Annotated in this window: 22 protein-coding genes; 11 read left to right on the forward strand and 11 right to left on the reverse strand. The window is 54.5% G+C overall.

Annotated elements, in window-relative coordinates:
• Positions 1 to 20: 20 nt before the first annotated feature.
• Positions 21 to 1,127 (reverse strand): saccharopine dehydrogenase family protein, encoded by a 1,107-nt coding sequence (locus tag TH2_RS12775; protein ID WP_274517100.1) that lies wholly within the window; start codon positions 1,125 to 1,127, stop codon positions 21 to 23.
• 140 nt (positions 1,128 to 1,267) lie between these two features.
• Between TH2_RS12775 and TH2_RS12780 the strand changes: the two genes are divergently transcribed.
• Complete coding sequence (locus TH2_RS12780; protein ID WP_008890855.1) at positions 1,268 to 1,705, forward strand: Lrp/AsnC family transcriptional regulator; 438 nt, start codon at positions 1,268 to 1,270, stop codon at positions 1,703 to 1,705.
• A 46-nt stretch (positions 1,706 to 1,751) separates the two neighbouring features.
• Complete coding sequence (locus TH2_RS12785) at positions 1,752 to 3,596, forward strand: adenylate/guanylate cyclase domain-containing protein (RefSeq protein WP_157194094.1); 1,845 nt, start codon at positions 1,752 to 1,754, stop codon at positions 3,594 to 3,596.
• 113 nt (positions 3,597 to 3,709) lie between these two features.
• Here the strand turns inward: TH2_RS12785 and ykgO are convergent, their stop codons facing one another.
• Positions 3,710 to 3,835: a type B 50S ribosomal protein L36 gene (gene ykgO / locus TH2_RS12790; RefSeq protein ID WP_007090004.1), complete on the reverse strand. Its 126-nt coding sequence runs from the start codon at positions 3,833 to 3,835 to the stop codon at positions 3,710 to 3,712.
• A gap of 161 nt (positions 3,836 to 3,996) precedes the next feature.
• The gene (locus TH2_RS12795; RefSeq protein WP_040823880.1) at positions 3,997 to 5,055 is read right to left on the reverse strand and encodes a methyltransferase domain-containing protein; all 1,059 of its coding nucleotides are present in this window, start codon (positions 5,053 to 5,055) and stop codon (positions 3,997 to 3,999) included.
• Between the two features lie 182 nt (positions 5,056 to 5,237).
• Here TH2_RS12795 and TH2_RS12800 point away from each other — a divergent pair, with 182 nt between their 5' ends.
• Positions 5,238 to 6,593: a DnaJ domain-containing protein gene (locus TH2_RS12800; protein ID WP_008890858.1), complete on the forward strand. Its 1,356-nt coding sequence runs from the start codon at positions 5,238 to 5,240 to the stop codon at positions 6,591 to 6,593.
• 48 nt (positions 6,594 to 6,641) lie between these two features.
• On the opposite strand, the gene TH2_RS12805 is transcribed toward TH2_RS12800, so the two are convergent.
• The 3 genes from TH2_RS12805 to TH2_RS12815 form a co-directional block, all read right to left on the reverse strand.
• Positions 6,642 to 8,102, reverse strand: coding sequence for an aminoacyl-histidine dipeptidase (locus TH2_RS12805; protein WP_008890859.1), 1,461 nt, complete (start codon positions 8,100 to 8,102; stop codon positions 6,642 to 6,644).
• 188 nt (positions 8,103 to 8,290) lie between these two features.
• The gene (locus TH2_RS12810; protein ID WP_008890860.1) at positions 8,291 to 8,800 is read right to left on the reverse strand and encodes a GNAT family N-acetyltransferase; all 510 of its coding nucleotides are present in this window, start codon (positions 8,798 to 8,800) and stop codon (positions 8,291 to 8,293) included.
• Between the two features lie 100 nt (positions 8,801 to 8,900).
• Positions 8,901 to 10,532 carry a sensor domain-containing diguanylate cyclase gene (locus tag TH2_RS12815; protein ID WP_008890861.1) on the reverse strand — a complete coding sequence of 544 codons (1,632 nt, stop codon included), beginning with the start codon at positions 10,530 to 10,532 and terminating at the stop codon, positions 8,901 to 8,903.
• A gap of 287 nt (positions 10,533 to 10,819) precedes the next feature.
• Between TH2_RS12815 and TH2_RS12820 the strand changes: the two genes are divergently transcribed.
• Together TH2_RS12820 and TH2_RS12825 are read left to right on the forward strand one after the other, a co-directional pair.
• On the forward strand, positions 10,820 to 11,431 hold the full coding sequence (locus tag TH2_RS12820; RefSeq protein ID WP_008890862.1) for an NUDIX domain-containing protein: 612 nt from the start codon (positions 10,820 to 10,822) through the stop codon (positions 11,429 to 11,431).
• Between the two features lie 138 nt (positions 11,432 to 11,569).
• Positions 11,570 to 12,568, forward strand: coding sequence for a cysteine synthase A (locus TH2_RS12825; protein WP_008890863.1), 999 nt, complete (start codon positions 11,570 to 11,572; stop codon positions 12,566 to 12,568).
• Between the two features lie 60 nt (positions 12,569 to 12,628).
• Here TH2_RS12825 and TH2_RS12830 read toward each other — a convergent pair whose 3' ends face one another.
• Positions 12,629 to 13,987 (reverse strand): MFS transporter, encoded by a 1,359-nt coding sequence (locus TH2_RS12830; protein WP_008890864.1) that lies wholly within the window; start codon positions 13,985 to 13,987, stop codon positions 12,629 to 12,631.
• Between the two features lie 111 nt (positions 13,988 to 14,098).
• Here TH2_RS12830 and TH2_RS12835 point away from each other — a divergent pair, with 111 nt between their 5' ends.
• The 4 genes from TH2_RS12835 to TH2_RS21285 all read left to right on the forward strand — a co-directional run bounded on the left by TH2_RS12835 (position 14,099) and on the right by TH2_RS21285 (position 18,055).
• On the forward strand, positions 14,099 to 14,989 hold the full coding sequence (locus TH2_RS12835) for a LysR family transcriptional regulator (RefSeq protein ID WP_008890865.1): 891 nt from the start codon (positions 14,099 to 14,101) through the stop codon (positions 14,987 to 14,989).
• A 130-nt stretch (positions 14,990 to 15,119) separates the two neighbouring features.
• Positions 15,120 to 16,139 (forward strand): LLM class flavin-dependent oxidoreductase, encoded by a 1,020-nt coding sequence (locus TH2_RS12840; protein ID WP_008890866.1) that lies wholly within the window; start codon positions 15,120 to 15,122, stop codon positions 16,137 to 16,139.
• Positions 16,140 to 16,320: 181 nt separating this feature from the next.
• Positions 16,321 to 17,895: an L-lactate permease gene (locus tag TH2_RS12845; protein ID WP_008890867.1), complete on the forward strand. Its 1,575-nt coding sequence runs from the start codon at positions 16,321 to 16,323 to the stop codon at positions 17,893 to 17,895.
• A gap of 1 nt (position 17,896) precedes the next feature.
• On the forward strand, positions 17,897 to 18,055 hold the full coding sequence (locus TH2_RS21285; RefSeq protein ID WP_157194096.1) for a hypothetical protein: 159 nt from the start codon (positions 17,897 to 17,899) through the stop codon (positions 18,053 to 18,055).
• A gap of 54 nt (positions 18,056 to 18,109) precedes the next feature.
• On the opposite strand, the gene TH2_RS12850 is transcribed toward TH2_RS21285, so the two are convergent.
• Positions 18,110 to 18,742, reverse strand: coding sequence for a LysE family translocator (locus tag TH2_RS12850; RefSeq protein ID WP_008890868.1), 633 nt, complete (start codon positions 18,740 to 18,742; stop codon positions 18,110 to 18,112).
• Between the two features lie 355 nt (positions 18,743 to 19,097).
• Here TH2_RS12850 and TH2_RS12855 point away from each other — a divergent pair, with 355 nt between their 5' ends.
• Together TH2_RS12855 and TH2_RS12860 are read left to right on the forward strand one after the other, a co-directional pair.
• Entirely contained in the window at positions 19,098 to 20,771 is a 1,674-nt protein-coding gene (locus tag TH2_RS12855) for an inverse autotransporter beta domain-containing protein (protein WP_008890869.1), read from the forward strand.
• Between the two features lie 72 nt (positions 20,772 to 20,843).
• Complete coding sequence (locus TH2_RS12860) at positions 20,844 to 22,007, forward strand: PA0069 family radical SAM protein (RefSeq protein WP_008890870.1); 1,164 nt, start codon at positions 20,844 to 20,846, stop codon at positions 22,005 to 22,007.
• Between the two features lie 47 nt (positions 22,008 to 22,054).
• On the opposite strand, the gene TH2_RS12865 is transcribed toward TH2_RS12860, so the two are convergent.
• The 3 genes from TH2_RS12865 to TH2_RS12875 all read right to left on the reverse strand — a co-directional run bounded on the left by TH2_RS12865 (position 22,055) and on the right by TH2_RS12875 (position 23,910).
• Entirely contained in the window at positions 22,055 to 22,333 is a 279-nt protein-coding gene (locus TH2_RS12865; RefSeq protein WP_008890871.1) for a tyrosine--tRNA ligase, read from the reverse strand.
• Positions 22,334 to 22,635: 302 nt separating this feature from the next.
• Positions 22,636 to 23,163 carry a hypothetical protein gene (locus TH2_RS12870; protein WP_040823776.1) on the reverse strand — a complete coding sequence of 176 codons (528 nt, stop codon included), beginning with the start codon at positions 23,161 to 23,163 and terminating at the stop codon, positions 22,636 to 22,638.
• A gap of 87 nt (positions 23,164 to 23,250) precedes the next feature.
• Positions 23,251 to 23,910, reverse strand: a complete 660-nt coding sequence (locus tag TH2_RS12875) for a hypothetical protein (protein WP_008890873.1) — start codon at positions 23,908 to 23,910, stop codon at positions 23,251 to 23,253.
• Between the last annotated feature and the right edge of the window lie 159 nt (positions 23,911 to 24,069).

Below are 24,069 nucleotides of genomic sequence, written 5' to 3' on the forward strand. Positions count from 1 at the left end.
ATGCAGGTCGCTAGGCCCACTCAACCAGCGTGGCTGTAGTATCGACCAAACCGGTTTGCCAGAAAATCTTCCAGCCTGACTTCTTCTTGTCGCACGTAACCGGTTGCGGGCAATTTACCGGTCAAAACCATATCCATAACGGCACATAAACCGGCCGATGTCGTAATCTGGATCGCGGACCAGTCCATATCACCAACGCGCGTGCCATGGACCTTGCGAATAAAGCTCTCTTCACAAAGCTCTCCGCGCCGCGTGCCGACGGCATCGGCAAAGATCACGATCACGTCCTGCTTGGTGACTGGCAGGGCATTTTCGAAGATTTCCTTCATCATCTCGGGACGTTCCCCAAGTCGGAGGTCCTCGATCAGGATTTTAAGAATTTCCTGATGCCCCGGATATCGCACCGTCTTGTAGTCAAGGTTATCAACCTTGCCTTCAAGCATGTCACACAGCGCGCCCACGCCACCCGATGTATTGAAGGCCTCATACTCCGTACCGTCGATGGTAAAGCGCTCATAGCCTTCGAGGGGCAGCACTTCGACACGTTTGCCATTCAGGATCGCTTCACACGGGTTCAGATACTCGTTGATCAGCCCGTCAGTCGACCAGGTCAGGTTATATTTCAAACGGTTGGTCGGGTTTTGCGGCAAAGCCCCGACACGCAAACGAAGCTTGTTCACATGATCAAATCGCTTGAACAAGTCATGTGCCGCAATGGAAATAAATCCCGGCGCCAGACCACATTGCGGGACAAAGGCACATTGCGCACCCCTGGAAATTTCGCGAATGGCGCGGGTGGTTTCGACATCTTCGGTAACGTCAAAATAGGATGCCCCAACCGCGCGTGCGACACGTGCAATCGCCACGTTCAAAAAGAACGGGCATGTCGACAGGATCGCATCATGCCCTTTGGCAACGTCGGTGAGTGCGGTCTCATCCGTGACATCTACTTTTACCAAGGTGGCTGCGTTGTCTTCGGCACAGATTTCCAGCATTTCGCCACTGGCATCGGCCAGCGTCACCGCATAATCGCCACTTTCATTGAGCATCACCGCAGCAATACGACCAATTTTCCCGGCGCCGAGGATCAAAATCTTTTTCATTTTCTCTAACTCCCGAACGAGCAGACACCTTCACCGTCGATGTCGTACCTGCCCTGATCATGTTTTGTTTTTGCCCGATTATGTTCCGCCGCTGGACGAACGCTTTCAACCCGGCAATACTGTCAAAACACAATAAAACCCCGTCATTTTAATGGGTAAAACCGATGAAACGTCAGATTGATGAAGTTGACCGCCAGCTGATCGCACGCCTGCAGGAAAATGCCCGCATTCCTACCGCTGCCTTGGCACGCGAAGTCGGTCTGTCACGCAGTGCCGTTCAGGAAAGGTTGGAGCGCCTTGAAAAGGCAGAAGTTATCAAGGGTTACACCGTTCAGCTTGGCGATGTCGCAAAGCCCGTCTTGCTGGCAGAAGTCCTGATACAGCTTGAACAAAAGCAGTCAGCAGGCGTGGTTGGCGCGCTTCAGAAAGTCCCGCACTGCATTCGGTGCCTTGCGGTTTCAGGCGAATATGACCTGATTGCCGAGGTCGCCGCAAACACGCCTGAAGAACTTGATGGCGTGCTTGACCGGATCGGGGAAATGTCAGGCATAAAACGCACATCAAGCTCAATCATCCTTTCAACAAAGTTCGATCGCCGCTAAGATCGGCGCGGGGTTGGGGAAAACCTCTTTTCTGGAAGAAAACCGATTGAAATCAAAACGCAGATATTCAGTCCTTTCTGTACTGCTTGCCGGTTTTATCGCCACCAGTGTTTTTGGCGTCGGACTATCCCTTTATGTCGGTCTTGGAACGGCCTATGAAAACACCCGCAATCTGTGGGTGATGCTGGCTGATATTGACCTGACATCGGTGCAGCGCACCATGCATGAACGCATGGACGAGGTCGAACAACGTTCTGACTGGGTCGCAGAACAGGTTGCCAGTGGCGCACTTGATCCAAGTTTTCAATATGGCTGGACCAGCACGATGCGCGCCCTTGCAGCCGCAGACATGGGTGTCATGGCCTATGGGCTTGTGACCGGCGAACGCGAATTTATCGGCTTTAATCCCGAAGACATGAGCGACATCCGAAGAACCCTGCCCGAAGACGATATGCTGTTTTCCGAGCTTGCGCATATCCGCGGTCCTATCAGCAACCGCACGGGCTATCCGCGTTGGGACCCCTATTTTGACCGCACCGTCCTGACAAGCTGGGTACCGCTTTTTTATGACGGGCAGTATCTTGGAACGTTCATTCAGTATCTTTCGCTGTCCAATTTGTCAGAAAGCCTGATCCGCGGGCGCGAAGATTTGCCGGGCACGCCCTTTGTCCTGATTGGCGGCAATCGGGTCATGGCCCATCCGGGATTGCGCAACTGGGGGGAAAAAACAACAACCGAGCTGGTTAATGGCGACAACATCGCACGCAGCCCGATTCCCCTGCCCACCATTCATGACATTGGTGACCCTGTTCTTGCCAATATCGGAAAATCCGAAAGCATCCGGCTTGATCCCGATGACGAACGCCACAACAGCGGCATTCGCCTTTCGGGGCTTGAGTACAATGATCGCTATCACCTGATCGTCACGCGCCAGGTTCAAACCGCACCAATTTCACCGGTCGTAATCGGCATGTATTTTGACCAGGAATTGTTTGACGACGAATGGGACAGACTGGTTCTGGCCTCTGTTCTTGGCGGTGCCGTCTTTATCCTGTCGGTGATCGTTGCCATTGTCCTGTCGCGACACTTCACCAAGCCGATCCGCCGGTTTGCCAGTGCTGCACGCGCCTTTGAAGACGAAGACATCGCATCCATCGATGTTCCGCAACTTAAAGGCAGCCGCATTCGTGAATATGATGATGCCGCGCGGTCGTTCAATCACATGATGATGGCCGTACATGATCGTGAACGCATTACCAGCCTGTTTGGTAAGTTCGTACCGCAATCCATTGCCAAAAAGCTGTTGGCATCGGGCAATGATTCCGGCGTTCTGCCGCCGCAAATCTCCGAAGCCACAGTGCTTTTTGTCGATATCGTCGGTTTCACTTCGATGTGCGAAAGCCTTGATCCGAAACAGATCATTGCGATGCTTAATGACTATTTCGACTGTGCGACGCAGATCATCGAACGCCATGGCGGCATCATCACCCAGTTCCAGGGCGATGCGATCCTTGCGGTCTATAACGTGTTTGATGATCTAAAAAACCACGCAGATGCCGCTGTCGATAGCGCCATTGCCCTGCAAGCCGAAGTCGAAAAGCGCAAGTTCGAGGGCCTTGAGTTAAAAGTTCGCTGTGGTGTGAATACCGGCCCGATGGTTGCCGGGAATGTCGGCGCAAAAGCCCGTCTGTCATTCACCGTCCACGGGGATGCTGTCAATACGGCGTCACGCCTTGAACAGGAAAACAAGGTTCTGGGAACACAAATCCTGATCTCGGAGACAACCCGCAACCTGCTGGCCGATCCTGATCGTGTTGCCAAGGCAGGTGACGTGCTTTTGCGCGGGCGCCACACCACGACAGAGCTGTTTACAACCCGGCCCGACAAATAAAGAAAGGGGACATTTGCTGCCCCCTTCATCATTCAAGGAATACAAATAACAAAACGCCGCATTGGATAAACCGATGCGGCGTTTTGTAAAACCTTAGAACAAGGTACCGGGAATTAACCCTGGCGCGCCTTGAAACGCGGGTTCTTTTTATTGATCACGTATACGCGGCCACGGCGGCGCACGATACGGCAGCCTTTTTCCCGCAGCTTCGCGGATTTCAATGAGTTCCGGATCTTCATAATCTTAAACCTTAGAAACTTGGCCCCTTCGAGGAAGCCGGAAAATAGAAGTACGACATGCCCCTGTCAACACCTAAAACAGGTTGCGGCGACAGAAAGTGGAACAAATCCCCTCTGCGTCGCCAGCAGCAGTCTCGGCTCAGGATCTTAAACCTGAGCACTCAGTTGATCGTTGCGTAGAACCGATAAAAGGCCAGGCTGCCATTTTCAAGCATTTTTACGCGATTCATCCACATTTCCATCTCTGGCTCCAGATAATCCATGATATCGGGGTCCAGACCGGCTTTCTGGATGTCTGAAAGCATTGTCATCCAGGCCAGTTTGATATGCTTCAGATGCGTTTCCGACTCATCCTTGGCAATACGGATATCGAATTTCAGCTGACCAAGACGGGATTTGTACTCCTGTGCTGTCCACGGAAACAGCTCTTCACCTTCAAGCCTGGCCCAGTTCGCCAACTCATTTTCATCAAGATCACGCGTCAAAACATAATCCGTAACCAGAAGCTGCCCGTGATCGCGCAGCGTTTCGGCCAAAGCTTTGAGAAAGGTTTCCTTTTCCGGGATCTTATAAAGCTCGCCATAGGAATAAACGACGTTGAAATAGCCCTTGCGAAGCTCTGGCTGAAGCGGGTCAAGCGTTTGAACCGGGACTCTTTTTTGAACACCGGCCTGAACAGATCGCTCCATGCCCAAAAGTGCAAGCTCGCCGTCCGGCTCCAGCGCCGTCACCCAAACGCCAAGACGGTCTGCCAGCAAGCGGGCCACACCGCCAAGCTTTGCACCGATTTCAAGACAACTGAGTGTTTCATCAAGTGCCAGCGGCTTGGCAAGCTCAAGGGCGTATTCATGCCCGCCCGGCATCATGATCCCGTGATCAAACAGTTTGTCATAGAGCCGGATACGATCCGGCGGCCAGCGACCGATTTCATCATCAAGCGCAAGCTCACTCAGCTCCGGCTCGACCGGACGGGCAAGCCAGACACGCATCTTGCGCAACCAGTCGGTATAGGCATCGATTTCAAGCTGCAGAAGGTAGTATTCAACAGGATCGTCGTACCCTTCCCACTTCGCGCGCAACCGCGTGCCGAAATCAAGGTGATGTCCCGGCGGCATTTCGAATTCGGGCGCCTCGCCTTGGGCGACGCCAACGGAACCTCCGCCCTTTTCGGGCGCATCACCATCCGCATCAGACTTGCGTTGCCAAAATTTCAGTTTCAAGGCGTTTACCTGTTTGTTCGCATCGCGTGCACTTGCGATTCCTGAAAATATTGCAATTAGCCAAAAGTGACAACGTGTTAAGATTTCCAGCATATGATTGCACCGCGAAATACAATCGATAAAATTGTCGTTTGCTGGATTACTGCGCTGACAAGCATGCCTGACAGGAATTTTCATTCATCATGAACACCGATAACCTCGGCATTTATTATCGCATGCTGAACATTGCGCCGGGGGCGAGCGCAAAGGAAATCAAACTGGCCTATCGCAAGCTGGCCTTTGAATTTCATCCAGACCGCAACACGGACCCGGACTCCGAGGACAGATTCAAGGACATTACCGAGGCCTATGAAATCCTGATTGGCGAACGTAAAGCGCCCAAGCAATCAGGCAATGCGCCCTCGGGAGCCCAAAAGCCCGGCACCGGCACCAACGGGACATCGACCGCTTATGGCCCGAACGCAACAGGTCCGCAAAACGCGAACCGCCAGAAACAGGGCTTTGCCGGCGCCGGGCGCAAACAGGAAAAAGCCAAAGAAACTGCCGAGGAAAAGTTTGCCCGCGCCAATCAGGCCTACCGCGAACAGCAGGCCAAGGCCAATGCGCGCAAAAGCAACATTCATCCCGGTGCCCGTCGCCACAAAGGCAAAAAGACCGAACCCAACGCACAAGGCTTCATCCAGTGCGCGGTCACTGGCGTGGTATCAGCCCAACCGCGGCAGGTGGAATTCAAGGTCGTGCGTGGTTTTCTGAATTCCTGCAACATTGAAACCATCACCGCCAACCTTGCCCCCAAGGGCGCAAAACGCATGGCGCTTAAGGCCAGTTTCAAGACATGGCTGCGCGGGTTTTGGGGCTGGAAGAGCTTTATACCGGCCTGGAAGGCGATTGTTGGCAACATGCGCGGCGGCACTTTCCCGCCGGAGGGCAACGCCAAAATGCTGTTTACACAGGCCAATGCCTTTGAACGGTCTGGCAACAAGCCGCTTGCACGCGCTGTTCTGATGCAGGCGCTTGATTTTATCGGGTCGAACCGCTCTGCCCTTGCTGAACAGGTGCGCGCAACCCAGCGCCGCCTGGATGACGGGCAGCCCGCACGGCGCGTTCGCGACGAATGGAAGCGTGCTGGCATGTTCGATGCCCTGCTCCATCTTAGTCCGCTGTTTTTGCTAATTTTTGCTGCCCTGATTGCCTTTGGCCCCGGCCAGGGATTTGTCACCCGTGACATCCATGAACTGGTTGCCCGACAAGGCACGGAAATCACCCGTCAGGTCAAGGACCTGATTGGTGAAGAACGCGAACCCTATTATGTCGATCGTGAACTTCTTAACCTTCGCGATGGTCCAAGTGTCAATGACACCATCATTCGCCGCCTGACCCGCTTTGAAACTGTCTATGTCGCCGGCGACAGTCAGGGATTCTGGATCGAAATTGAAACCAGCATTGGTGAAAACGGCTTTGTGAACCTTGACGCACTGGTTCCGGGAAATGGTTCTGATGCCCGCGATGCGTGGTGTGCTGAAAACAAATGCGACTGACCGGTTTCCCGATCAGTCGCATCAACTTCATCAAATTCGATTGAGACCTTATCCCTTGGCCGGGATCGCCTTAAGCGCAGCCAGAAGATAATCCCAGAAGCGCGCAACGCTTGGCACATGGACGCATTCATCCGGGCTGTGCGCGCGTTTGATGGTCGGACCGAACGATACCATGTCCCAATGCGGGTATTTCGATCCCAGTACGCCGCACTCAAGGCCTGCGTGAATGACGCGAATTTCCGGCTCCTTGCCAAACATGTCCTTGTGAACCGCCTTCATCAGGCTGACCACTTCGCTGTTGGCATCAGGCTTCCAGCCCGGATAGGCATCGCCCCAGGCAACAGATGCGCCGATATTCTCAAATACCGCTGTTGCGACCTCGCGCAGGGAATCGCGCGCAGAATTGATAGAACTACGTGCTGACAGCGTCACCTTGGCTTTACCTTCGCCAAGCTTGACGATGGCAAGATTGATCGAGGTTTCAACAACGCCGTTGACCGAGGTGCTCATGGCCTGAACACCGTTCGGCGCACCAACACAGGCATTGTTGAACGCCTTGGAGTCTTTTGCGCTCATTGCCTTTGCAGGGACATCTGCGTTGGTTGCGGCAATCGCAAATTTCGGCTCAATCGCGCCGATTTCATCTTTGATGTCGCTGGCAAAAGCATTCAATGCCGCGTCAAAATCAGAAACCTTGCCTTCCGGCAGAACGATGGTCGCAAACGACTCACGCGGGATGGCGTTGCGGGCGGTCCCGGCATTGATTTTAACAATGCGCGCATCAAAATCACGGATCGCGGAGCGCAGAAAACGCGCCATCAGTTTGTTGGCATTGCCAAGACCAAGAATGATGTCGATGCCGGAATGGCCACCTTTCAAACCGGTCAGCGCGATATCACGGGCCACCTGCCCTGCACCGACGGCTTCTTCGCTGTAGTCATAGCTTGCGACCAGATCACCGCCGCCAGCACAACCAACGCAAAGCTCGTACTCGTCTTCGGTATCAAGGTTGAGAAGGATCTCACCCTTAAGTCGTCCCGGCTCCAGGTTCATCGCACCGGTCAGGCCGCGTTCTTCGTCAACCGTGAAAAGAAGTTCAAGCGGGCCGTGTTCAAGGCCGTCTTCGGTCATGAAGCCCATCATTGCCGCCGCACCGATGCCGTTATCAGCACCAAGGGTGGTATTATCGGCAGTAATCCATTCCCCATCCATCACCATACGGATCGGGTCGGTGTCAAAATTGTGGGTCGATCCAGAATTGGCCTGGGTCACCATGTCGACATGGGACTGCAAGATCACCATTTTGCGGTCTTCAAAGCCGGCTGTTGCCGGAACGGACACAACAAGGTTGCCACCGCTGTCGCGGAAATGCGCAAGCCCCTTGTCATCGGCCATCTTTTCCAGAAGCTTTAAAACAGCTTCTTCTTTATTGGACGGACGCGGTGTATCGCAAAGTTTCTGGAAATTATCCCAGATTGCGACAGGCGCAATTTTACGGATCTCGTTCACGGTGGCGCTCCTGGCAAATTTTCGTCTACGGGTTCTCACTTACCCAGACCAGTTGATTACCTTATTGCCGCGCGAATTTAAAGCGTGCCAAGGACGTTTTCGACCAAGCCAGATACAAATTCGAAAAAACCGCATTCCGCGCGCAATTTACGCACGCAAAGCGGAAAAATGCGCAATATGATTTTAAGTTAGTCGACACCAACCACCTGACTGCGGCGCTGCAAAAGCATGACATCGCGCCATTGTCCGGCCAGCGGCCCATAGCCCATGCGCCCCAAACCACGCTTGCGGCCGACGATCTCGAAGCCCAATGCCTTATGCAGGACGAGGCTCGCTTCGTTTTCCAGGAAAATACCGGCTTCAAGCGACCAGATACCATTTTCCTCGCTGGCAGCAATCAAAGCTGAAAGCAGCGCTTTGCCAACGCCCTTCCCGTGATGATTGGGGTCAACATAGACCGATATTTCGGCAATCCCGCGATAAACACAGCGATTTGAAACGCCAGATAACCCGGCCCAGCCAATGACGATGTCGTTATCGTCGCAGGCAACCAGTCGGCATTCCGGCAAATGTCCCTGATCCCAATCTTCCCAGGTTCCTGGATTTTCCTGAAACGTGGCATGGCCCGATTTGATGGCCTGCCCATAGATTTCAACAACACGATTACCATCAGAAACGGTCATGGAACGAACACGCATTACGGCCTCGCACAGAAACTGCCACGCAACTACCAATCAGGTGCGGCATCGAATGTCAGGAAAACATGATGGAAGGCGATGATAATCGATGATCCGGTGATCAGCTATCTTGTTCTTGCCCGGCGAAGCGAAAGACAAGTTGATCACGTCCGGCATCCTTGGCTGCGTACATTGCTTCGTCTGCGACCTTCATCGCTTCTGATAGTTCGATGAATTTTTGCCGGCCCTCGCCGCCGACGGTTGCGCCAAAGCTGGCCGTGACATTGACATACTCCGTACCGGACTTGTCGATTGGCACCCTGATTTCACGGATCATGTTCGACAAACGCTCGCCAATGCGTTTGGTGACCGCAGCCGTCGCAGATGGCAGCAACACCGCAAATTCCTCACCCCCCAGACGAACGACAAGATCGTCGTCACGCAACGCCTGACGCAAGGTATCGGCAACCCTCTCAAGAACCCGGTCGCCCACCGCATGCCCATGGGTATCATTGACAATTTTGAAGTAATCAAGATCAAGAACGATCAATCCGAACAGCCAGCTTTTATCCTTGAGATGGCGAATTTCGCGCAATCTGCTGACCGCGCTTTCAAAACCGCGACGGTTAAGCGCACGGGTCAACGCATCGGTTGATGCCAGGGTATCTAGCATCTGCTCCTTGCGCTTGTGATCGGTAATGTCAGTCGCCGACACCATGACGCCGCCATCATCCATCATGTTCATGCGGATGTCAGCCAGTCGGCCCGATGGTGTCTGCATTTCGTCGATATTGGCATGGCCATGCCCGTTTCGCATCATCTCGGCACAACATTCATGCAGTGCTGAAATATCAAATATCGGTTCGGAGCCATCCGGTGCTTCTCCACCGAAAAGACGGGAAAACTCGTGATTGAAGTGAATAACCTCAAGCTTGTCATCAAGCATCGCAACAGCCGACGGCACCATCCGGATGACTTCGGTTACCGCCTGTTCAAGGCTTGCTTTGGCCCGAACAAGTTGCTGATGCATTTCGACTTCGTCGCGAACATCATGGGCAGTAGTCAGGATCGCCGGCTTGCCGTCATACCAAAGAATGCGTTCATCGGTCAGATCACGCCAGACCGAACTGCCATCATCGAGAATATCGCGCACACGGTGCCGGTCTCCACGCCGTTCGCCGCTCAGAATTGCCGCGACATGGCGAATTGCGCGCGGACGATTTTCGTCGGGGATAAAGCGAAGGATATTGGGGTTTTCCATAAACGCACTGACGTCCTTTGCCCCCATCAGGCGAGCAAAGCTCTCATTAACGTACAATGCAGTCATGTTGCGATGGACCATCACACCAATGAAAGATCGACCCAGCATATGGTCGACCTGCATCGCAGTCGTACCATTATCAATCATCTGTGCCGTGGTCAGGACCGCATTACCGCCTTCCCATTCGACGGTCTCGTCACTGATTTCCATCCAGACAGGCGTTCCATCCGTCCGGATGTTGTAGACTTTCTTCCAGCCGTGAAAACCGCTGCTTTTCTGGAAACTGTTGGAAAGCTTGTCCGCCTCGTGATGGAAACTTGGCGGAATATACTGGCGCATGTCCGGGTCGCTCATAAAGTCCGAGACATCGCGACGGCCCAGCATTTTCGCATAGGCATCGTTGACATACACAGCTTCGAGATCCTTGTGTACAACAACGCCTACGCGTGACCGCCCATACAGACGTGCGATTTCTGTTGGTTCGAACCGCATCAACGTCCTGTATCCCCCGACACATCTAAACCCTGAATGAAAGCACAGTTATCTAAGACTTGTTTCTCTGCGCACCATATTCGAAAGATTACATCAGTTTTGATGCAATTGAAACCGACGGATGCCACCCTCGCACCAGCAAATATGGTCACGATGAGAAACATCATGCTATCAAATAAAAGCAGATCAGCCCGAATATATAAGAACTACAAAATATTAAGAGCAACGATAAATCAACTGAATAGATCGACAATGTCACATTTTCCGGGAGAAACGCGGTGACAGAAATGAAATTTAAAATAATTGCCAAAAACCGAAGCTGGGACGGTTACTGCAAGATTGATGTCTATCAGTTGCAACATGACCGATTTGATGGTGGTCAAAGCCCTGTCCTGCAACGCGAAGTCCTTGAACGCGGCCACGCTGTTGCCGTCCTTCCCTATGACCCGGTCCGCGATGAAGTTGTACTGATTGAACAATTCCGCCCAGGTGCCATTTCTGTCAACGACAGCGACCCAAAAATGCCGATCTGGCTGACCGAAATCGTTGCAGGCATCATAGAAGACGGCGAAACGGCCGAAGATGTTGCACGCCGTGAAACGTTTGAAGAAGCCGGATGCGAACTTATCGGATCGCCCGAACTGATTTCGCATTATTACGTCACACCGGGCTGTTCGACTGAAACGGTCCACCTGTTTTACGGTCAGGTCGATACCACCAATGTTGGCGGGCTGCATGGTGTCGCCGAGGAAGGTGAAGATATCCGGGTCTTCACAGTATCGGCCGAAGAATGCTTTGCCATGTTGCAGAATGGACAACTCTGCAATGCAATGACGACCATCGCCGTTCAGTGGCTGATGCTAAACCGCGACCGACTTCGGCAGAATTCAGAGGCTTGAGGAAGCCGAAGTGATTAATCAGAAAAACAGTAATCACACAAACTTTACGTTATATTTTTTAATCTGCCTTGACTTTTGTGTGCAAAAAGACCAATCAACTATCAAACACATTTGAAATCACCATGTTTGGAGTCTGTCATGGACATTCGCAATGGCACCATCGAAGCCATTGGCCGCACCCCGCTTGTGAAGCTTAAAAAGGTTTCCGAGCTGACGGGCTGCACCATTCTTGGCAAGGCGGAATACGCAAACCCGGGCGGCTCGGTCAAGGACCGTGCAGCCCTTGCCATTATTCGCGACGCCGAGGCGCGCGGTCTTTTGAAGCCGGGCGGCGTCATCGTCGAAGGTACGGCTGGCAACACCGGCATCGGTCTTGCCGTTGTCGGCAATGCGCTGGGCTATCGCACCGTGATCGTCATCCCGGAAACCCAAAGTCAGGAAAAGAAAGACCTGCTGCGGCTTCTGGGTGCTGATCTGCGCGAAGTTCCGGCTGTCCCCTATCGCGATCAGAACAACTATGTGCATGTGTCGCGCCGTCTGGCCGAGGAGCTTGCAAAGTCCGAACCCAATGGTGCGATCTGGGCCAACCAATTTGACAATGTTGCCAACCGTCAGGGTCACATCGACACCACCGCACCCGAAATTTGGGAACAGACCGATGGCAAGGTGGACGGCTTTATCTGTGCGGTTGGTACTGGCGGCACGCTGGCCGGTGTTTCGATGGCGCTCAAGGATCGCAATAAAAACATCCAGATCGGCCTTGCCGATCCGATGGGTGCCGCCCTTTACAGCCACTACAAGTTCGGTGAACTGAAATCCGAAGGAAGCTCGATCTCCGAAGGTATCGGTCAGGGTCGCATCACCGCCAACCTTGAAGGCGTTGAGATTGACCACCCGTTCCAGATCTCGGACGAGGAAATGTTGCCGATCGTGTTTGACCTGCTCAAAGAAGAAGGTCTGTGCATGGGTGGCTCCACAGGGATCAACATTGCCGGTGCGGTGCGCCTTGCACGTGAACTCGGCCCGGGCAAAACCATCGTCACCATCCTGTGTGATCTTGGTACCCGCTATCAAAGCAAGCTTTGGAACCCTGCGTTCCTTAAGGAAAAAGGCCTGCCGAGCCCTGATTGGCTCTAAGCAGAAACCATCCTGAAAGATAAAACCCCCGTCCGGTTTCCGGCGGGGGTTTTGTTTTAATCAGGTCGCGCGGGCAACCTCGTTTCGGGATTGGCGAGTGTCCTGCACTGCACGCGCCCAAAGGTAAAGCCCGCAGAACAGTGCGCACAGCAACAACGATCCAGCAAAGCCCACCACCGCGTTCCATCCTCCCTGATCCCAGAACCAGCCGCCAACCGACCCCATAATGCTGGAGCCCAGATAATAGGCCAGCAGATACAGCGACGACGCATGGCCCTTGGCCGTTTCGGCAAGCCGCCCGACCCAGCCACTGGCAATCGAATGGGCAACGAAAAAGCCACTGGTCAGGACGACAATCCCGCCAATGATCACCGACAGGCTGTCAGAGACAGTCAGTCCGACACCAAGGGCCGCCAACAACAGCCCCACCACAAGCACCGGGCCACGCCCGATCTTGTCTGATAGCGCACCGGCTATCGATGAGGTCACCGACCCGCACAGATAGACCACAAAGATCAACCCGATCTGACTTTGCGATAGGCCATAGGGCGCATCGGAAAGACGGAATCCGACATAGTTAAACACTGTCACGAAGCAGCCCATGGCAAAGGCCCCGATCAGGAACACGAACGGCAAGCCCGCATGTTTCAGATGCCCGCCCCAGGCCCGCAGGTGATAGCCCACCTGAAAGCCGGGACGTCTCACGAAGTTGCGCGATGCTGGCAACAGAACTGCAAAACCAAGTGCGGCAATCAGACCCAAGGCCCCCATCGCGCCGAGGGCAACATGCCAGCCAAACAGATCGGTCAGAAAACCGATCACAACACGGCCACTCAAGCCACCAATCGCGGTCCCGCTGATATAGATGCCCATCGCCATCCCAAGGCCCTTGGGATCGATTTCCTCGGCCAAATAAGCCATGGCAACGGCCGGAACCCCGCCCAGCATCAGACCTTCCAGCGCGCGCACCACAAGAAAGGCATGCCAATCGGAAAGAAACGGCGCGATCAGGTTCAAAACCGATGCCACACAGATGGAAATAAGCATCAATTGCTTGCGCCCGACGGCCTCGGACACAGCACCGGCCAGCAAAATGGCAAAGGCCAGAAACCCGGTGGTCAATGAGAGTGCGAGCGAGCTTTCAGCCGGTCCAACCACAAAGTGGTTTGCAAGTTCCGGCAACAGTGGCTGCACACAGTAAATCAGCGAAAAGGTCGCGTAGCCTGCCAAAAACAGTGCAATGCTGATACGGCGAAATGCGGCCGATCCCGGTTTAATCCACACCGGATCGGCAGACGCATTTGCGTTGGTGGACGCGAGCGGGCTTTGCGAACGTATGGGGGGCGTTGCATCAGATGACGCCGTATCAGCAGCACTATCAGAATGTTGTTCTGGGTCAGTGTCCCGGGAAACAGACATTTGCGACCTCTTTTGGAATGGTTCGTGGGGTGACGCTTATGATTGCACTATCGCGCCTATCCGTCCAATATATGGAACTGTCTTCTGTGATATCTTTTGGATATACCACCAATGGAACTGCGCCATATCCGCTACTTCCTTGCCGTCGCCCGCGAGGGAAATTTTACCCGTGCTGCGGCCCGCATCGGCATCGGGCAGCCACCGCTTAGTCAGCAAATCCGCGATCTGGAAAATGAAATCGGCACGGCCCTTTTTCATCGCGTCCCCCATGGCGCAGAACTGACGGAGGCGGGCACGGCGTTTCTTGAGGTGGTTGCACAGTTCCCCGATCTGGCAGAGCGCGCCATTCGTGCCGCCCAACGCGCGGGGCGCGGCGAAGTCGGATCAATCCGGGTTGGCTTCACGGCGTCCGCTGCATTCAGCCCGTCTGTTCCGCGCGTGTTCCGTGATTTTCGGCGCAGTTACCCCGGCGTTGAGATGACACTCGAAGAAGCCAACTCCGCCCAACTTGTCGCCGGCCTGCGCGATGAACGCCTTGATGCGGTGTTCCTGCGACAAGATACGATTGCGGGCGATGGCATTCGCCTGCATGTGATTTCAAGCGAACCGATGGTGCTTGTGCTCCCCTCCGGTCATCCGGCTGCCCAACGTGAAAAAGTCGCCCTGTCAGAACTCCGTGACGAGGCGTTGATCCTGACCCCGCGCGCGGTTGGCCCAACCCATTATGACAAGGTGGTCACGGCCTGTCGGGACGCCGGGTTTGAGCCGCAAATGGGCCAGATCGCGCCACAGCTGGGATCCGTGATCAATTTCGTGGCGGCCGAGCTTGGCTTTTCACTGGTTCCCAAACCGATGACACAGCTTCAGGCAAAGGGTGTCGCCTATCGCGAGATCGAAGGAGAAGTGCCCATTGCGCAATTGTCACTGGCCTATCGCAGCAATGATATCTCCACCGCATTGCGTAATTTCGTCAGCCGCACCCTTGCCGCCCATCAAAGCTGACAGGATCAACTGTTCTGCCTTTCGGGGCTGGCATGCTGGCAATTTCGCGCTAGATTAATGCCAACTGTGAAATCCGGCGCGCCGCTGAAATCTGTTTCTGTGATGCCCGCGCCAAACCGAAAGTCTGGCTATGCTAAGATATTCCCTTCTTGATCTTTGCCCGGTAAATGCGGGTGAACATCCCTCTGATGCGCTGCGCAATACGCTGGCACTCGCCCAACATGCCGAAAAGCTTGGCTATCATCGTTATTGGCTGGCCGAACATCACAACATGCCCGGCATTGCCAGTGCCGCGACGTCCGTTGTCATGGCCCATGTCGCGGCGGGCACCAAGACCATCCGCGTCGGATCAGGTGGCGTCATGCTGCCCAACCATGCGCCGCTGGTGATTGCCGAACAGTTCGGCACCCTTGATGCGCTTCATCCGGGCCGTATCGATCTGGGTATTGGCCGCGCACCGGGCACGGATCAACGCACCGCCGCCGCCCTTCGCCGCGATATGCACGGCTCCGAAGAACGTTTTATTCAGGATGTCTTGCAGGTTCAGGCATTCCTCGCCCCGCTTGAAGGAAATCCGCCGATCCGGGCCGTACCGGGCTATGGGTCGCAGGTCCCGATGTGGCTTTTGGGCAGCAGCCTGTTTTCAGCTGACCTTGCCGCACGCCTTGGCCTGCCCTTTGCCTTTGCATCGCACTTTGCACCCGACATGTTGATGGATGCACTGACCCTTTATCGCAACCGGTTTGAGCCAAGCGAAGCCCTTGATAAACCTTACGCGGTTGCCGCGATGGGCTTCTTTGCGGCTGACACCGACGAGGAAGGCGAATATCTGGCCACCTCAATGCAGCAGCAGTTCCTGAACCTGCGCCGTGGGACACCGGGCCAATTGCCAAAACCGGTCAAGGACATGAGCGAAATATGGAACCGCGTCGAAAAGGCTGGCGTTGATCACGCCATGCGCTATGCCGCGATTGGCGGGCGCGATACGGTGCGCAAGAAACTGCGCGAATTCGCCTATATGACCAAGGCCGACGAAATCATGGTCACCGCCAACATCTATGATCAGACGGCGCGCCTGAAATCCTTTGAAATCGCTGCCGAGCTGTTTGGCGAAATGAACGCAAAGTCCGAGAACAAAGACTGCGCCTAAGACCAAGCGACACCTTATTTTTGCAAATGCCGGGTTCCCGAGTGAATCCGGCATTTTGCTTTCATCATACGAAATACCAGAACACACCACTTGCGCTTGCATCATTGGTCGGACAATATGCGCGTCCCGTTGAAGACTTCAACGATAGCCCCTTGTTTCAAAAGGTTATGGTGCGCCCTTCATGACCAACTTCCTGCTGGCAGCCCTGCCAATTGCGACCATTCTGTTTCTGATGATCAAGGTCAACTGGGGCGCTGCGCGTGCTGGTGCGGCTGCCTGGTTTGTTACCGTCATCCTGGCAGTGTTCTTCTTTGGTGCGCCGACCGACATGCTGATCATCGCCCAGGCCAAGGGCGTGATGCTGGCCCTGTACATCCTTTATATCGTCTGGGCGGCATTGATCCTGTATTTTGCGGCCGAAGAAGCCGGCGCGATCAAGACCATCGGGCGCGCCATTCGATCGCTTACCGATGACCGGCCCTTACAGCTTTTGATATTGGGCTACGTGTTCGCAAGCTTCCTTCAGGGCGTCGCAGGCTTCGGCGTTCCGATTGCCGTCGTTGCACCTCTTTTGCTGGGCATGGGTTTCTCGCCAGTACTGGCCGTTGCCGCCCCGATGATCGGGCATAGCTGGTCGGTTCTGTTTGGCAATATGGCAACCTCGTTCGAGGCACTGATTGGTGTTACCGGCATTCCGGGAACAGAACTGACCCATTATTCGGCAATCCTTCTTGGCCTGTCGGGCTTTATGTGCGGAGCGGCTGTTTTGTGGCTGGATGGCGGGTTCCGCACAATTCGTCGCCGCATCGTGCCGCTGGTCCTGATTTCCTGCGTCATGGGCGTGGTGCAGTATTTCATGGCCAACTATGGTGTCTGGACACTGGGTGGCCTGACAGCCGGGATTGCCGGGCTCGTTGCCTCCATCATTGTGACCCGGTTCTGGAAACCGCATCCCGATGATGTCGCTGAACAGGTTGCCGATGATCATCAGCACATGCCCTTGATCGAGGCACTCACACCTTATCTGGTCTTCATCGTGCTGGTCACCATGGCGACCTTTGTCCCAGCGGTCGAGATGCTGCTTGGCAAGATCCGCTTCACGCTTGATTTCCCGGAAACCGCCACGGCAACCGGTTGGGTGATCGAAGCCGAAAGTGCCAAGGCCATCGCGATCTTTGGCCATCCCGGCGCGCTTTTGCTTTATACCGCTGCCATCAGCTTCACGTTCTTCAAGCTGCGCGGTCATTACGATGACGGCATTGGCAAACGTATCTGGCAACGCACGCTGAAAAGCGGTCTTCCGACCAGCATCGGCATGGTGCCAGTGATCGGCCTTGCCATCATCATGGACCATGCGGGCATGACCTATGCCCTGGCCGAAGGTGGCGCTGCGGTCTTCTCCGGGGCCTTTGCCGTCGCCTATCCGGTGATTGCACCGGCAATTGGTGCCCTTGGTGCCTTCATGACCGGCAGCACGAATAATTCCAACGTTGTCTTTGGCATGTTCCAGCGTCACACCGCCGAACTTTCCGGCCTTTCAACTGCCCTTGTTCTGGCCGCCCAAGCAACGGGCGCATCACTTGGCAGCATGCTGGCCCCGTCAAAAATTCTGGTTGGCTGTTCAACAGTGGGCCTGTCAGGCAAGGAAGGACCAGTGCTGTCGGTCGTTCTTAAAACCGGTGTTATCCTGACCGCACTATGCGGCTTCATGGCACTGGGTATCCTTCTGATCACGACGATGAACGGGGGCGCGTAACATGAAAAACAAACTGTTTAATCCCGTCTTTCTGGTCCTGACCTCAATCATCCTGCCGATTGCCGCGTTTGAGGCCCTGGTGACAGACAATATCGCCGCAAGCGACATTCTGTTTGCCCTGTTCTGTGCTGTCATGGCGCTGATTGTCGTGCGCAAATAAAAAGCCCGCCGATCCACCTGACCGACGGGCTTACAAGAATATCTTGGCCAAACCTTATGGGCGAAGGGCTGCCAGCTTGACGCCAAAGGCAATGAATACTGCCCCGGTGGTTGCCTTAAGCGCACGCTGGAAACGACCACTCCCGGCAAAGCGGGTCAGGCGTGCCAGCAACATGATCATGGCTGCAAACCAGATGGCGTTGATCGCCGCATGCAAGCACACCAGCATGAAGGCCGAGGTCATCGCCCCCTCACCCACCGGGATGAATTGCGGAAACGCTGCCAGATAAAAGATCGAGACTTTCGGGTTCAGCGCATTGGTCAGAAACCCCTCGCCATAGGCCTTGATCAGGGTGCGCTTGCGCTTCGCCGGTGATACTTCGGCAACCGTTTTCACCCCGCGCCAGGCATCGCGCAATGCCTTGAACCCGACCCAGCACAAATAAGCCGCCCCCAAAAACTTCACGACCATGAAGGCCTGTGCCGATTGCACAAGAATCACGGAAATACCAAGGATCGACAAAGTCCCATGCAAGTAAAAGGCCGTCACAAATCCGGCCACATTGGCCATGCCGGCCATACGTCCTGATGTCGGCACGGTCTTGGCGACCAGTACACCATTGGGGCCCGGCGACATGACAAGCAGTGACGCAACCAATGCAAAACTCAAAACCTGTGACCAATCCATGGGGCGATCCTTTGCAAATGATCAAACGGTGCGCATTGACTGATGACGTTTCGCACCTTGCATTGACTATATCCGGCCTTGATCAACCAACAAGAAAATCATTGTGACCATACATTTTCCGTGCCCGGTCCGGTCAGCCTGCCGGGATCAGGAAAATGATAACTTCTGGGAAAATGATAAAGAATAGAAGTGGCCGCCAGGATCAGGCGGCACTACGGTCGGTGCAATAAAAATCAATATGGCAAAAGCCATGCAACGGCGGGGCACGAAACTCCCCACGAGCAAAATCTTCTGAAGTCTTGGCAATGTGCCTGCCCCAGCAGGCGCAATGTGAGCCCTGCTGACTAGGTTAAACATGCACGTTACCCGATCCATCCGCTCCATCGCCCTTTGCGCCCCTCTCCTGCTTGCCTCAACGCTTGGTAACGCCGAAACCGCGGGTCCTAAATGGGGACCGCATATTGACCTGGAAGGCAAAGGTGGCACGGATCGTAACCTTGGCGAGACGGACCTGTTCATTCCGCTTTGGCAGGATGAGGACACATTGACCTTCACCAGCCTTCGCGCCCGGATGGATGACAACAACAGCCACGAAGGGAACTTCGGTCTTGGCATCCGGCAGATGCTTGATTCGGGATGGAACATTGGCGGCTATGGTTACTTTGACCGCCGCCACAGCCCCTATGGCAACAAATTCAACCAATTGACATTCGGCGCCGAGGCCCTGTCGCTTGATTGGGATTTTCGCGCCAATGCCTATGTCCCGATCGGCACGACACAATACATGGAAGACAGTCTGAGTACTGTTGATGTGAGCGGCACCTCCTTGATGTACAATCAGGGTGAAGAACGCGCACTACGTGGCTTTGACGGGGAAATTGGCTGGCGCATTCCGTTATTTGCGGCTGATGCCGGACAGCAACTCCGTGCCTATGCCGGTGGCTATCGCTTTACGGAAGACGGTGTTGATACGGTACAGGGTCCGCGTGGGCGACTGGACCTGACCTTTGATGAAGTTCCCTTTTTGTGGGAAGGGTCGCGCTTTTCGCTCGGGGCGGAAATTCAGCATGACAGCCCACGGGGCACGCAGGGCTTTGCCAGCTTCCGTCTTCGTATCCCGTTGCAAGGCTTCGGCGATACGCCGAAACCCCGCCTGAACGCGATGGAACGGCGCATGACCGATCCCATCATTCGCGACATTGATGTGGTCAGTCAGGCCGGACAGTTTTCAGAAGCAAGTGAAATCACCCAGACTGCGGACGGGGAAACGATCACAGTTCTGAACAGCAACTCGACATCGGCGACGAACTTTGCAACTGAAATTGCCAATGCAGGTGCCAATTCCACCGTGATCCTGAGCGGCAATTACACCGCGATCAATTCCGTCACAACGGTTCAGAGTGGACAAACAATTGTCGGGGGTGGCGCACTCGACATCAAAACCCCGACAGGACGGTCAGTTACGGTCACCATTCCGGATGCATCAATCTCGGGCGAGGGAAGCAATGGCAGCGCCGGCGGTGGTAAGCGTTTCTTTAACATGGCCGATAACAGCAGCCTGATTGGTGTGACCGCGAACGTTAACACAACAACCGGGTCAGCATACATCGTCCACATCGAAGGAAAGCAGAACGTTACCATTCGGAACAACAAACTGACAACGCAGAACGTCAACTCAACCGCAGGCGCTATCATAATCAGAGACAGCCAGGATGTTACGATCAAGAATAATGTTTCATCCGTTACCTCCAATGCAAATGGTGCCCGATTCCTGGCGATTATCGGCAACAATTCCAACATCAGCATCGATGACAACAAGCTTTCCGTGAGCGGATCAGGCGTCGACAAGCGATTTGTATTCTTCGCCAATTCATCAACCACAAATAACCTGTCAGGGACAGGTAATACCACCAACAACGTCAACCCATGTGGTGACGGCGGCGGAACCCTTCCCACCGTTACTGGCTCAGTCACGGTAGACGGCACCGCGGTAGACGGCACCGCAGTAAACAACCTCGAATGTCGATAGTTTGATACTGTAAAAATCCGGCCGTATCGGCTTTGACTTGAATGTTCTTCTTTTGTTCCCTATTGTGACTATATGAAGAACAATATCAACCAAACCCACGCCCACACCCGGGCCGCCATTTTTGATGATGGATGGTCAAACGCGAAATGTGATCTGAACATCTTGCCCTCCCGCGGACAAAAGGGACGCGGCGCGGTGTCCAATATTGACGGGCGATTTGAACGTCATATCCATCAGGCGGTTGATGACGGATGGCTGGGCACATTGATGGAAGATCAGGACGCCCCACGCACCAAAACCACCCTTGGCATAGATGGTGCGCGTTCTGTGATCACCCGCAATCAAAGCCCGGACGTGCCGTTTGATCGGTCGATCAATCCCTATCGCGGGTGTGAGCATGGCTGTGTCTATTGCTTTGCCCGTCCGACCCACGCCTATCTGGGTCTGTCGCCCGGTCTTGATTTTGAAACGAGGCTTTTCTGGAAGCCGGAAGCTGCCCAGCTTCTGCGCAAGCAACTGTCATCCAAGGCCTATCAACCCGCCCCGATTGTTATTGGCACAAGTACCGATCCCTATCAGCCAGTTGACCGTGACAAGCGACTGACGCGATCCATCATCGAAGTCCTGTCAGACTGTCAGCATCCCTTTTCCCTCATTACCAAAAGCGCACTGGTCACCCGCGATATTGACCTGATCGCACCAATGGCTGCCAAAAACCGGGCATCCGTCGCCGTTTCTGTCACAAGTCTTGATCATAGGTTGTCAAACCTTCTGGAACCCCGTGCCTCTGCCCCGCACCGCAGGCTTGAGGCCATCCGGAAGCTTTCAGATGCCGGCATTCCGGTCACCGTCCTTTGTGCTCCTATTATTCCGGGCCTCAATGATACGGAGATCGAAAAGATCGTTGCGGCTTGCAAGGACGCCGGTGCGCAATCGATTGGTCACATCGTCTTGCGGCTGCCGCTTGAAATCGCCGATCTGTTCGAAGAATGGCTGGAGGCCCATTACCCTGATCGCAAGGCAAAGGTGATGTCGCTGATCCGTCAGATGCGCGATGGTCAAACCTATCAATCGGAGTTCGGCACCCGCATGCGCGGCACGGGTCCGATTGCCGATCTGATCGCCAAACGCTTTGACGCTGCGCGCAAAAAGCATGGCCTGACCAACCGGTCTCTCAACCTTGATTGCAGCGGCTTCAAACGTCCCAGCGCGAACGGGCAAATGTCGCTGTTCTGACATCAACAGCAACATTGCCATATCCCGCAACAGATACCCCATCCGGTTCAGTCCGCGCGCCGGATCAGCATCGTGCTTTTGCCCCCAACCGTGAGGCGCAGCACTTCGCCATCATCAAAGGCGTAGCTCAGGATATGATGGTCGGGATCAATGATCTGTTTGCCTTCGATGGTGACAGCACCACGTGCAACCAGTTCACTTGCCGCCGTGCTGGTCTCGGCAAAACCGGCCATCAGAATAAGCGGCACCACACCAATCCCGTCTTTCAGGGCGTTCGGCGTGAAATCAAGTGTCGGCATGCGATCCGCAAGAGAGATATGGGTCATTTTCCGGTTTCCTTGTTGGTGAAGCCACCTCGGGCAAACCGGTTTATGGAAAAAACAAAGGCCGCCCTGGGGCAGCCGGTCTTGGTTTAATTTACAAACACATCAACAGGCGCCGCGCTATGTGCACGACGTAAAATAGGCGTTCTGATGTGTAACAATGTTTTCCATGCTTTTATGCATATGGCGCTTTTTTCGTTTGGTCAAGCCGCTTGTTGATCACACCCCAAACCAAAGAAAAACACCCGCCAGCAAAACCGGCGGGTGCAACGAAACATTGATGGCTTGGCCAAAAAGCGAAGATCCTAGCTGACAACCCGATAGCGGGCATGCACTGCCGGTTCGCTGATGATGGCGGGATCGATCATGGCATTAACCGCGTCTTGTGCTTCGCTGGCGGCCACACCTTCGCGGTCCTTGGCGTTTACATTTCCATCTTCGCAAAGCGCCCTGGCACGTGCACTTTCAAAGAATCGCAAACCACGTTTTTCCATGACATACAGGGTTTCACCACCCCACTGTCCGGTCCAGACAAGACCAGAAAGACCTTCCATTTCCCGTTCAATCCGGGTCGGAGAAATCGGCATCCCGAGACAGGTGGTCAAAAGGAAGGAAAGTTCGGCTGCAGTCACCCCGTCTTCGCAGCACTCCTCGGCCAGAACCGACATCACCGCCATGGTCACAACCCGAAGCGAAACCTTTTCCGCATCAAGCCCCGGGAACCGGTTTTGCTGAAGTTCGACAATGTCGTTGGCAATACGATCAACATCGCCACGAATGACATAACGGCCCCGCCATACCCGGCAGCTGCTTCTGACTTCCCACGCGCTCATGATTTGGTCCCACCCGTTTTTGTTTGTCCCTGCTAAAAAAGATACAACAAACATACATAACGTCAATATCTTTTTCGACTTTTTGTATTATTTCATACACTCATCACGAAACCAGCGGAAGCCATCAGTTGCAACGGTGTAACCGTCTTCGCCCTCGACTTCTTCAAGGTAGCCTCTTGCCACGGCTGCATGGAAATCCCGGCTAAAATTGCGCGGCATCCGCAGATGATCCTGGCGGCGCAAAAGGCGGCGCACATCACCGCGCGTTACAAAACTCCTGCCATCGCGATATTGCAGCCAGATTGCCGCCAGCAAGATTATCTCGGCAAAGCCACGTGGTTGCAGGCGTCCGACCAGATCGGCAAAACTGCCAACAAACCCCGTAATGAACATGCCGGGATCTACTGCGCCGGAAAATGCCGCATCGCCTGTATTTCCATTGGCAAAATATGCCTCGCCTGCCCCCTGCACGCCACTGACTGCGGTCGGGGCGCGATCATTCGCCTTGCCCCCCGCACCTTCCTTTGCGAAGCCATCAACCGCGCCGTTCTCGTGCGGGCGACCGCCACCCGAAACACCAGGTACAGAACCATGCACCGCGCCAACAGCCATTCCCGGCACTGACGGCGCCTGCCCGAACAATGCAGCCATCACCACCGGCAAACGCGCAGGCGGAATCGCGCATTCGAGATCGACTGGCCCGAAGTCCCCTTCGCCGGAAAGCTTGACATGGATAATGGCTGGCACGGCTATATCACTCCTGAATTACACCGCAGCGATACCATACATTACGTACAATTTTCAACATCAATATTACATTTATGTATACTAACTTACATTTAAGCCGAAGGATTGCCGTAACTTTGGCCTCGACAATTGCCGGTCCGCCACCGCACCATAATCCCG

The organism is Thalassospira profundimaris WP0211, assembly GCF_000300275.1.
Lineage (GTDB): Bacteria > Pseudomonadota > Alphaproteobacteria > Rhodospirillales > Thalassospiraceae > Thalassospira > Thalassospira profundimaris.